This is a genomic window from Sphingobacterium olei (genome assembly GCF_005048855.1).
Lineage (GTDB): Bacteria > Bacteroidota > Bacteroidia > Sphingobacteriales > Sphingobacteriaceae > Sphingobacterium > Sphingobacterium olei.
In genome coordinates this window covers 407,190-419,275 of record NZ_SUME01000004.1, presented here as the reverse complement: position 1 = coordinate 419,275, position 12,086 = coordinate 407,190, and the positions used below count along the sequence as shown (strand labels likewise).

The window sequence follows — 12,086 nt, the reverse complement described above, 5'->3', positions numbered from 1 at the left end:
ACGAATATAATACTTTTTAAAATCAAAAGGAAAAATGAGTTTTTTTCCAAATACTTTTTAAAAAAATTAAAAAGTATTTGGAAGTTAAATTTATTTTAACGTATCTTTAACATAGTTTTAAACTTACTATCCAATGAGTCTTGAATTATCCATTTTAAAAAGTCTCTATTTTACGAGCCCGCAGTCCATCGCCGATTTAAGCAGCGATATTGGAAAAAGTGTGCCTAACATTACAAAGACGGTTAATAATCTACTGGAGAAAGAGGTCATTGTAGAAAATGGGTTGGCTCCTTCAACTGGAGGACGGCGTCCGGTTCAATTCTCGCTGAATGTGGAGAATCTCCCTTATATCCTAGCAATAGCAATCGACCAATACTATACGAGCATCGCTTTAGTAGATTTTTCCAACAAAGCGATCAAACCCGCCGAAACAATTACCATAGACTTAAAAGAGTCTGCATCGCCGGCAGAAGAAATCAAAACACTGATTGACGGCTACCTCCAATTTTCAAATGCGACAGATATTCTAGCAGTAGGCGTTACGGCGCCCGGCTTTGTCGATACGCACGTCGGTGTCAATAACTCTTATCCTAAAAACAGTGAGTTATATAATTTACGAAAAACTATAGAAGATCATACCCATATCCCAACCTATATTGAGAATGATTCTACCGCCATTGCGATAGCCGAGCAAAAACTAGGATCTGTAAAGGATGTGGATCATGCTTTAGTGATTAATTTGAATTGGGGTGTAGGATTGGGAATGATTATAGACAACAAGTTATTCAAAGGACATAGCGGATATGCAGGCGAGTTTAGCCATATACCATTATCCAATCTGAACAAGCTTTGTTCTTGTGGTAAGAAAGGGTGCCTAGAGGTAGAAGCCTCCCTACTCGCAGCGGTTGAATCCGCCACGTCGAAAATTGAAAGCGGCGAACAATCTTTACTTTCCTCAACCTTCAAAAATAAAGGCAGGATAACAGGCGATGAATTGCTGGATGCAGCGGTGAGCGGTGATCAACTCGCTATCGAGGCCATCAACAAAATCGGGTACATGTTAGGCAAGGGTGTAGCGACGTTGATGCACATCATCAATCCCGAAAAAATAATCATCAGTGGTAGAGGTGCAAAAGCGGGACGCATTTTATCCCATCAGATTCAAAGTGCTGTATTGGAATTCAGCATCCATAGACTATCAAAAGACACAACAATCGAAATATCAAAACTAAAAAATGCACAGCTTTTGGGCTCTGCCTGTATTGCTGTAGAGCACTCCAAATGGAAAAATTTAAAATCAGAAAGTTCTATTAACTTAAAACAACAAACACAATGAGCAAGTTTTACCTAAAATGCTGCTATTTATCGTTGTTCATGCTCCTGAGCATCACGACTTTATTTGCACAGCAATCTGTTACGGGGATAGTATCAGATGCGAACGGGATAATTCCCGGTGTAACGGTGAGCGTATCCAGCACGTCACGAGTTACACAAACAGATGCCAATGGTAAGTACACCATTCAAGCATCAAATGGTGAAAAAATACGTTTCACCATGATTGGTTATACATCCCAGGAACTAACGGTTTCTTCTACAACACATAACATTGTCCTACAAGAAGATGCAGGATCTTTGGACGAGGTTGTCGTAACAGCGATGGGGATCACAAGAGATCAGCGTAAATTAGGATACGCTGTATCTACAATCAAGAATGAAGAGATTGTACAGGCATCTCCTACTAATTTTGGATCGGCGTTATACGGAAAAGCCCCAGGTGTTTCAATCAGTACCAGTGCTGGTGGAGGTAGTTCAGCAGTTTCTATTGATATACGAGGAAACATGAACTCAATAGGATTCCAATCACAACCTTTAATTGTTGTTGATGGAGTGATTACCCGAAACGAAGCTGTAAATAATGGTGGTTTTTGGAATGATCAGAGAATCAGGGGAAACGGCATACTCGATATTAACCCTGAGAATATTGAAAGTATTAACATACTGAAAGGAGCAGCTGCATCTGCCCTATATGGATCAGATGCTAGTTCGGGTGTCATCGTTATTACGACCAAAAGTGGTAAGGGGGTTCAAGGAATCGGCATTGATTTTAATGCTTCTTATGGGTTAGAAACTGTCGGGGTAATTCCTGATTATCAATTTGAATTTGGCCCTGGTTATGCAAGAACTATCAATCGTGCCAACTTCAACGCCAATGATGAGGGCTTTATTGAAAGAACTATTTCTAATGGTCGCATTTGGTTTGGCACCCCAAACCAATCATCTACATTTAATATCGCAGCACCCTCCGGTTATTCAGATGGGGACATTATCAGTCAGCCTATACTTAGTGCGTGGGGGCAATTTGGACCAAGATTCAATGGACAGGATGCTATATACTGGGATGGACAGATCAGAAATTATGTTGCATATAAAGATAACTATAAGAATTTTTACAGGAATGGACATAGTGGGATCTATAATTTAGCCATTGCTAACAGTAATGAGAAAACAAATTACCGTTTTTCTTATACTAGAAATGATTATCAAAGTATGATGGAAAGCGGTCCACAAAATAAAAACACTTTTAATCTTAACGCCAATTATATCTTAAGCCCCAAGCTTGAAGTTGGACTTATTGCCAATTACACTTCTGAGCATGTAAATAATCGCCCCCAAATGATTGACAGGATGACGAATAACTATACGGGATTTTTGAGTCCTGCTCAAGATATTCGCTGGTTCGAACAAAACTACCAAACATCGAAAGGATACAAGTACGTAACGTTTGGAGATAGGATTCGCGATCCTGAAGAAGCATTTATTTTTGGTACAGCAGGTGGTGACTATTTAGATTATTTTTGGAATCAAAGAGCAAAACAGTATGACGAATATACAAATAGAGTCATAGCGTCTACTACAGCTAATTATAAAATATTGGACAATCTAAGTCTGAGAGGTCGTATAGGTACTGACTATACAGGTTATTTATCTGAAAATAGACAGCCCAATGAATTCCCAACCGCAATAGGGACCTCAGGCAGTTTTAATATACAATCAAATAAAATGCAAATCCTTTACGGAGATTTATTATTAAGTTATAACACTAAGTTATCCAACTCCGTCGGTCTACAACTCCAAGCGGGATACCAAGGCCGCAAAGAAGAATATAACTGGTATAATATAGGAACTGTCGGCGGTCTTTCTGAAGAGAATTGGTTTAGTTTAAGAGCAGCAAATGAAAACTCTAGAGTAGACCTAAATCAGCCATTGGGCAAACAGACCCTCGTTAAAGATGGTTTATTTGGTGTTGCGACTTTAGATCTTTTTGACTATTGGTTTTTGGAAGGATCTATTCGTCAAGAAAGGACTTCTTCTCTGTTCCCCGGAAACAATGTTTTCTATTATCCCTCCGTGAGCACTGCGTTTGAATTGAATAAAGCACTCGATTTGCCAGAATTCATAAATTACAGCAAGCTTCGAGCGTCATATGGTGTTGTAGGAAATCCGCCAACAGCTTATACAGCGAACCGTGTCTATACAGCATTAACCGTGAGCGGAACCCCAACATTAGTTCTCCCAAGCGAACCTTTTGGTAATGATAATCTAAAAAATGAAACCAAGCGTGAATTCGAAATAGGCTTGGAAAACCGATGGTTTAATAATAAATTCGGGTTCGACTTGACATACTATAACAACAGGATCGTGGATATGATAGTACCTTTAGACGTTGCTCACACCACTGGCGTTGAAAGGATAATCCAAAATGTTGGAAACATGAAAAATTATGGTTTAGAAGTAGGGTTAAATTACACCCCTATTAAAAATGACAATTTCATGTGGGATAGTAGATTTAATATATCATTTAATCGTAATAAACTTACGGCCCTCGCTGACAATCTTGAGCGACTTGAGCATACAAATGTGGACAATGGATCCCTGTACGTTCGGTCTGAAGTTGGTAAAGCTGCGGGAGATATTTATACCTATCAACTTAAGCGTCATGAAAACGGACAACTGCTTGTTGGTGATGACGGCTATTATATCCCTGATTATGACAATCTTGCGGTCGTAGGTAATATTCAAGCAAAAGGTGTAGGTGGTTTTATAAATAATTTTACCTACAAAGACTTCTCAGTCAACACTGTAATTGATTTTAGATATGGAGGTCAGGTATATTCGCCTTCCATTCAATACGGAATCAGTGCAGGGATGTATAAAGAAACCCTGTTTGGTAGAGATGAATCTACAGGCGGACTTCCATACTATGTGGATGGTAATGGAGACTTCATCCAAGTTAACGGTTCCGCACCTACAGGCAGAACAGTTTATCATGACGGAATGGTTCTTGAAGGAGTAACAGCTACAGGACAGCAGAATGACCAAGTGATAGAGTCCAAAGAATACTATCGCTTAGCTCATTATTGGGGACAGTACCCAGGTTCTAACAGACCTGGAACATATGAAACAGCCGTATTTGACAATAACTTTATCCGAATGCGAGAAATTGCTATTTCCTATCGTTTACCTAACCATTTATCCACAAGACTCAAAACGAAAAACTTAGTCATTAGTGCGTATGGTAGAAATTTATTTTTCTTACATAAAACTTTACCTCACTTAGATCCAGAGGCTACAGTAGGCACGACATGGTTAACGAGAGCCAATGTAGGTAATGCAGGTATGGTTCCACGTTCTTTTGGTTTATCAGTAAGAGCAAGTTTCTAAAGTTTTAAAATTGAAAAATATGAAAAAGAGAAATAGATATATAGGATGGCTTTTAGTTTGTACCCTCATAGTGAGTGTAGTTGCCTCCTGTTCCAAGTCAGCGTTTGATGAAAACTATTATAACCCTGAAAAATCAGTAACTGCAGATATTCCTCGATTGTTCTCAGGATTATTATACAATCATAATAGACAGAATGCGAACACCATATTTCCTAGGTATTGGAACTTATTCGTTTTCCAAATACCGATGATAGGAACTTATACACAAACATATGGGTATTTCAACGTGAATAATCGCTACGATCAGCAGACCAACTATACTCAGCTTCGTTGGACCTACTATTATACTACTCCCCTAGCATCATTTCGTGAAATGGAAAAAACGTATGATAATATGAGTGACGATGAGAAGAAAAATTATGAAATTTTCATGGAAACAGGACGTATTTTCTTCTATGATCAGACGATACAGATGGTGGATATGTGGGGAGATATACCATTTTCCGAGGCAGGAAAGCTTGTATATACAGGCGGCAGCATAGAAAATGCAAAGTATGACGATCAGCGGGAAATATATGATTTCATTTTGGCAGATTTAAAAAGAATCAGCGACTATCTGAATTCGGCTTCTATACCATCTCTGTACAAGAATATGTTTGGCTCTGCCGATTTACTTAACCGTGGTGAATTAGAAGATTGGAAAGTTTATGCAAATTCTCTTCGACTGCGGTTGGCTATGCGCATTTCGTATGTTGATGAAAATAAAGCCAAATCCATTGCGTCAGAGATATTATCTGATCCAGCAAAATATCCAGTAGTAACAAGTAATAATAACAGTGTTAAGATTGATGCTCGGGGAGATCAGTTGCGCTCCGTAATAGGTGTAGACGGAATCAAAGGTACTCTAGAAGGTACGGACATGAATGTTGCTCCTGGTTATATGGTCAATGAAATAATGGCACCAGCAAACGACCCTCGACTACGTGCCATGCTCGCTCCAAATATAAATGGCGAATATGTCGGAATGGACCTAACCAAAACTTCTACAGAGCAGACAGATGATGTGCGGGATAATCTTGTCTCACGCTTAGATTCTGGAACATACAGTAGGAATGACAAGTTCCCTGGTATAATAATCACAGCTGCTGAAGTAAGTTTTCTTAAAGCCGAAGCTGCTGAGCGATGGGGAATCGGAAATGCTAAAGATGAATATGAAAAAGGTGTAAGGCAAGCTATCGATTTCTTATTTTACATTAATGAGTTGAATGACAACGCCGATAACACTAGTTTTATCCCTGAAACTAAGCCTACAGAAGCCGAGTTATCATCATATCTAAATCATGCTTTAATAAAATATGATGGCACTCTCGAACAAAAAATGGAAAAAATAGGAATTCAGAAATGGATAAATTTTGGGTTTATTCAGGCTACTCACGCTTGGGCAGAGTATAGAAGAACAAAGTATCCGCAGCTAATTTTTGGTCGTGACAACGCTTCTACCCAGTCTCCGCTTCCTCCTAACAGACTGTTATATCCAGAAAATGAACGAAATTATAATTCCGCAAATTATAACGTAGTTAAGGATAAAGACAAGATTGACACCAAAATCTTTTGGGACGTAAGATAAAAGAGTCTATTTTACACTGCCACCAAAGAGGGCTCAACTTGTTGGTGGCAGTGTTTTAATAACTCATTTTTTTCTACTCCTAATATAAATCTATTCAAATTTCAAGAAGAAGGATCAAAGTCATCACAAGAGCTTTTACAACTTATACAAAATCAATTTACAGTAATAAAAGTAGGTAAGCTCCATCCACTCCATCCGCAGTTATTCCGGATTCTTGCTTTCACAGAAAAAGATCCTCTTGCAGTAAAAATTATATTTTTACTACTTCCGTTATCTATTGCACAAATTGCACTTCCTGACGTCATATTATAACTTGACGAAGAAACTTCCCACTGTACCTCTGGGAATTCACATCTTTGTCCTTTATAGCCGGCTACTACATGAACGGGATATCCTATAGATGTTGAAGTCGGCATCGCGTAAACAGATATTTCAGCGGCATTTATTGCACCCGATTCTATCTTTTTCGTTATCTTAACTACAGCGCCACATGCCGACGTAATATTGGCTGTTAATGTAGTATTTAGGTATGTTGTGCCGGTTCTGCTTACTGTAACATTATTACCACTGGGAGATAAAGTAACTCCGGATGTTGCAGTCCAAGAAACGGTCGCCCCTGTTGGCAGATTGTTTAGCGTGTAGGTGCTACTTGTACAAAACGTATTGGCTCCTGATATGGACGGCGCGATCGCATTTAATGCTGCAAATGCATTAACTCTACCATAGCCAAAGGTGTTATCAAAACCACTCGATCCCATATCGGTAGCGGTATTTTGTAGCGTTGTACGTACTTGTGCTTCCGTAAGATTTGGGTTCATAGACAGCAACAACGCCGCGACTCCAGAAACTTGTGGACAGGCTGCGGATGTGCCACCGAAGACATGTGAAAAATCGCCACTGCTCACGCCCCACGTACCCATGCGATCCGTTGTCACCACATCCCCAGTATTACTAAGAGCACCACTTGGTGCAACTAAACTTAATTGAGAACCTTGGTTGCTATAATTCCAAATATTGCCATTTCGATTGATAGCCCCTACTGCAATTACGCCAGCCAGACTACTGGGGTAACTTACCGATGTTGCCCCTCCGTTTCCTGACGCAAATACGACGACAGATCCCTTATTTCCTCTCCCTGAAGTTCTTGCGTTATTTATCTCGGAACTGATATCAGTTGAGGGAGCGCCACCTCCCCAAGAATTACTTAAAACATCTGCATTACCTAAGGTGGGATGCCAAGCCCAGTGAATAGCTGTCGCGATATCAGATGATGATGCCGCACCACTAGGATTGGAAGGATAGCTTGGCGGATATGGGAAAATATTAATTGGGATAAGCAATGTATTAGGAGCTATTCCCTTTATACCATCTCCATTATTATGCGCCGCACCTATAATACCTGCACAATTGACTCCATGCCCTTTATCTACATGATTGAGAGGTACTCCCAATGTATTGTTGGCACCAGCTGTAAATCCGGATAGTAGTCTTCCTGTGAACTCATCATGTGCATCTATTCCATCGTCGATCACAGCAACCCTAATATTACACCCTATAGTAATATTCCATGCTTCTGGTGCATTAATATCAATATTAAAAGTTCCTCCTCCTTGACCTGTGTTGTTCAGATAATATTGAAGAGGATACAACGTATCCGTGCTTTTTTGGATAATCATAACAAAATCAGGGCTACTCCAAAGAACATTTTCACTTTCATGAATTGCATTTGCAATCTCGAAGGTTTGGCTCGTGTCATTAGTTTCGAAGATATATGAGCCATATAAGGTCTCTTTTGCCAAAGTCAGATGGTATTTACGAGCTATTTCATCTATCGTAACTTTACTTGTATTGTCTGGAAATTTGATTGAAATTTTGTTTGTAATGAAGGCCGTGCCAACCCCATCCAATGTTTTTATAGCGGGGTAAATAGCCCTAATCCGATTAGCTCCCTTATGCTGAACAGCTATGTTAAGTGCCCCTTCGCTTGTCGTTATCAACTGTAAAGTATTTTTGTCTTCCATTCGAAGCGCTATTGTTTGATCAGCAGAGAGAAACTCTACCGCTTTTTCTACCCCACTCTCCATAATCTCAACCAATGCCAGAGATTTATCGAGTTTAAAATAGATTTTCTCCTTACCGTGCCAATAATAGAGGTCTTCCTGTGAAATGTTAAACAATTCTGTCTGGTAGAGGTCGGAAAGATTTTCATCATCGCCCCTTTTCAATGCATCCTTATTACAGCTAGCAATAAGCAACAGAAAAATGACACATGGCGTTAAAAAAGAAATGTACTGTTTCATAATAAATGTTTTATTAAGGTGATAAAATAGATGTATGAGCAAAAACTACTGGTTATCAGCTAAAGACCTACGTTACAATCGGTTCTATAAAAAAGTCATCTTGACTTTTAATTGTTTTACTAAACATCGTCATTCCGACTAAGAAAATGTCAAATTTCAATGAAATTTGGCAAGAATTTTAGCATGGAGGAATCTATACCATAGACTAATCTTTAGATTCCTCTATTCCGTTGCACTCCAATCGGAATGACGAAAAAAGTCAAGACGAGCTCAATATAATAATTTTGTTCGATAACTTCAATATAAATACATCTAACACTGTAGCATACTGGCTCTTACGCTCGTTTAACCTTACAAAACCTTTGTTCAATTATGAAAAAACTAATTTTTGTATTACTAGGCATCTTGTTTCTCGGGATGCAATCCTGTAAAAAGGAAGACGTCGTCTCAAATGAGTTTGTGGTAACTTATGATGGAGCTTCGTTTGCTTGCGCAGGCCAGAAGGTATTGCTCGAAGCCGATGATATTGCAAGGATGAACCATTTTCTTACTTATTCTGACTATACACACAATGAAATAGGTGTGCACAAACTGCGTAATAGCTATGAAAAAGGACAAAAGATTATCATCACCGTCACGAAACATGTTCCAAATCCAGAATGGATTTGCCCGGCATGGATTCCATACCCTTCTGTAGATGTTATCGAAGATAAATTATATAAGGGGATAAACTAATCTAAAAATTTCGAAAAGCGCTGTGGCACGTACAATTTTCAGATTTGCACTACTCACTTCGTCAATTATTCGTATATTAAAGCCTGTTAATATATGTGGAAAAATTAGTTTACCATTTAATGAAAAAAACACCCTTTTCATCCCTTTTTAAAATACATCTGATTGCAATAAGTATATTATATCTTATCCCTTTCCCTGCTTGCACCCAAACCACCCACCTATTCAAAGATGCACTCTACCTACCACTTCCCTTTAACTACGGACGGGAGGCCATCTATACCGATGAGTTTCTTTGGAACTATTACAGCGGAGCAGTTGCTCAACCTAAAGCAGGACAAAACATACTTGGCAAGCAAAGCACAGAACAATCTACGTGGATATCACTAGAGGCCGATACTTCCGGCTTTTTTCGGCCTTCCCCTGGCGCGGGGGGTAACCTCCGTAACCCCAATAACCCAGCAGGACCGGGAAGAATCGAAAGAAGCTCATCGACCACTGCAAACCAACGAACCGCCTTTCAACGACGTGGATTTGGCACAGGTTATCTATACATCACCTATAAATCACCCAAAGCCCAAGATGCTGTACTAAATGTAAAAGGAAATAGTGCAGTATTGATTGATGGTGAATTGCATGCGGGAGATCCCTACCGAATGGGTTGGATGAACATTCCTGTAAAATTAAAAAAGGGAATCAATGCATTCTATATCCGCGGCATGCTCGTTAGTGCCCAACTGCAATTTCCTGCTAAACCCATATATATTCAAACCGAAGATACTACCCTACCCGATGTAATCTTGGAAAAAGATCAACAAAATCTTGTCGCTGGCATCGTCGTCGTCAATACATCGGCGGAAACGCTCAAAGACCTTAAGATACACAGCAGCATTGATGGTGCCATGGCAACGGCCGACGTACCCGCTATACCGCCACATAGTACGCGAAAGATTGCGGCGACACTTAACGCATCGCATGTAAATGATGTAGGGGATATTATTGCCCGAATTACGCTATTCCGAAAAAACAAAACGCTGGATGAGCAAGAAATTAGCCTCCGCAGTCTACGGGCAGACAAACCTTATCGTGTTACTTTTATAAGCGAAATAGATGGAAGTGTACAATATTATGCCGTAAACCCCGCAATAGGAGGTGAAAAGGCAAACGATGCCCTGTTCTTCTCCGTACATGGTGCAGGCGTCGAAGCCCTTGGACAGGCGCAAGCTTATAAAGCCAAAGACTGGGGCACACTGGTCGCACCAACGAATAGGCGTCCACGTGGTTTCAATTGGGAAGATTGGGGACGTCTTGATGCCTTAGAGGTGCTCACATTAGCCAAACAAACGCTGCAGCCCGATTCACAACGCATCTATCTTACCGGCCATTCTATGGGCGGACATGGCACCTGGTTCCTCGGCGCGACCTATCCTGACAAGTGGGCGGCTATTGCACCTTGTGCCGGATACCCCACCCTCAAAGGATATGGCTCTGCTGACGGCGTTATACCGGACCAAGGACGCAACGAAATGGAAAACACACTCTTACGAGCTAGCAACCAAAGCGACATTATTGCTTATGCTACGAACTACAAACCACTAGGTGTGTATGTACTACATGGTGACGCTGATCGTACTGTACCTGTACACTATGCAAGACAGATGCGCGAGGTCTTAGGTAAATTTCATCCGAATTTCAATTATTATGAATACCCAGGCGGATCGCACTGGTATGGTGATGAAAGCGTCGACTGGAAACCGTTATTCGACTACTTCAAATGGCACAAACGCCAAGCCGACACAGCTGTTCAAACGATTGATTTTAAAACGGCCAACCCGAACATTTCCGCGTCGTATTATTGGATGACTATCATACAGCAACAGCAGTCCCTAGCCTTCTCACACGTTGTTCTCAATCGCGACGTAGAAAAACGAATGATAACAGGTACAACAGATAATATTGAGATGCTGAAGCTGGATTTAACTATTTTCGCAAAAGGAGGATCCGTACAAATCGTATTAGACAGCCTTAACGAACTCAGCTATATACCACAAGACAACAACTCATCGGTTTATCTTCAAAAAAACAACGATGCCTGGCAAATCATAAGCAAACCTTCGCTAGAAGATAAAGGTCCACATCGGAATGGAATTTTCAAAGAAGCCTTCAATCATCGGATGGTGTATGTATATGGCACAAACGGTACAGTAGAAGAAAACAAATGGGCTCTAGCCAAAGCGAGGTATGACGCAGAATCTTGGTATTATCGGGGCAATGGTTCTTTTGAAATCGTTGCCGATCATGAATTTTCAGTGGAGAAATACCGTGATCATAACATCATCGTTATTGGCAATGCGACAACAAACCGTGCCTGGTCTATACTGCTTGCGGATTGTCCGGTATCGGTTGACGCTTCTGGTGTCAAAGTCGGTGATAAACAATATACTGGAGACGATCTCGGCGGATATTTTACATGGAAGAAACCCGGAAGCGACACCCATACACTTGGTGTAATTACAGGTACTGGTATCAACGGCATGCGTGCTGCCACTGCTAATCAATACTTCGCTGGAGCCAGCGGGTTTCCGGATTATCTATTCTTCCGTTTCGGTATGTTAAAGAGCGGAGCAGATGACGTAGTAGATGCCGGTTTTTATAGTAATCAATGGGAAATCAATTGATGTTCAATCAATAGTTTGTATTTTTAA

General features: G+C 40.3%; 6 protein-coding genes. 5 read left to right on the top strand and 1 reads right to left on the bottom strand.

Annotated features, from left to right (window positions below):
- Positions 1 to 133 precede the first annotated feature (133 nt).
- The 3 genes from FAZ15_RS11735 to FAZ15_RS11725 are packed head-to-tail and all read left to right on the top strand — an operon-like array spanning position 134 to position 6,349.
- Positions 134 to 1,336 (top strand): ROK family protein, encoded by a 1,203-nt coding sequence (locus FAZ15_RS11735; RefSeq protein WP_136901500.1) that lies wholly within the window; start codon positions 134 to 136, stop codon positions 1,334 to 1,336.
- A complete protein-coding gene (locus FAZ15_RS11730) occupies positions 1,333 to 4,722 on the top strand; it encodes a SusC/RagA family TonB-linked outer membrane protein (protein WP_136901499.1) in 3,390 nt (1,129 codons plus the stop codon). The genes FAZ15_RS11735 and FAZ15_RS11730 overlap by 4 nt, the downstream gene beginning before the upstream one ends.
- 19 nt (positions 4,723 to 4,741) lie before the next feature.
- Complete coding sequence (locus tag FAZ15_RS11725; protein ID WP_136901498.1) at positions 4,742 to 6,349, top strand: SusD/RagB family nutrient-binding outer membrane lipoprotein; 1,608 nt, start codon at positions 4,742 to 4,744, stop codon at positions 6,347 to 6,349.
- Between the two features lie 152 nt (positions 6,350 to 6,501).
- Here FAZ15_RS11725 and FAZ15_RS23050 read toward each other — a convergent pair whose 3' ends face one another.
- The gene (locus FAZ15_RS23050; protein ID WP_136901497.1) at positions 6,502 to 8,649 is read right to left on the bottom strand and encodes a S8 family peptidase; all 2,148 of its coding nucleotides are present in this window, start codon (positions 8,647 to 8,649) and stop codon (positions 6,502 to 6,504) included.
- 372 nt (positions 8,650 to 9,021) lie between these two features.
- On the opposite strand from FAZ15_RS23050, the gene FAZ15_RS11715 reads away from it, so the two are divergent.
- Positions 9,022 to 9,384 carry a hypothetical protein gene (locus tag FAZ15_RS11715; protein ID WP_136901496.1) on the top strand — a complete coding sequence of 121 codons (363 nt, stop codon included), beginning with the start codon at positions 9,022 to 9,024 and terminating at the stop codon, positions 9,382 to 9,384.
- A gap of 119 nt (positions 9,385 to 9,503) precedes the next feature.
- The gene (locus FAZ15_RS11710; RefSeq protein WP_136901495.1) at positions 9,504 to 12,059 is read left to right on the top strand and encodes a carboxylesterase family protein; all 2,556 of its coding nucleotides are present in this window, start codon (positions 9,504 to 9,506) and stop codon (positions 12,057 to 12,059) included.
- Positions 12,060 to 12,086: the final 27 nt, after the last annotated feature.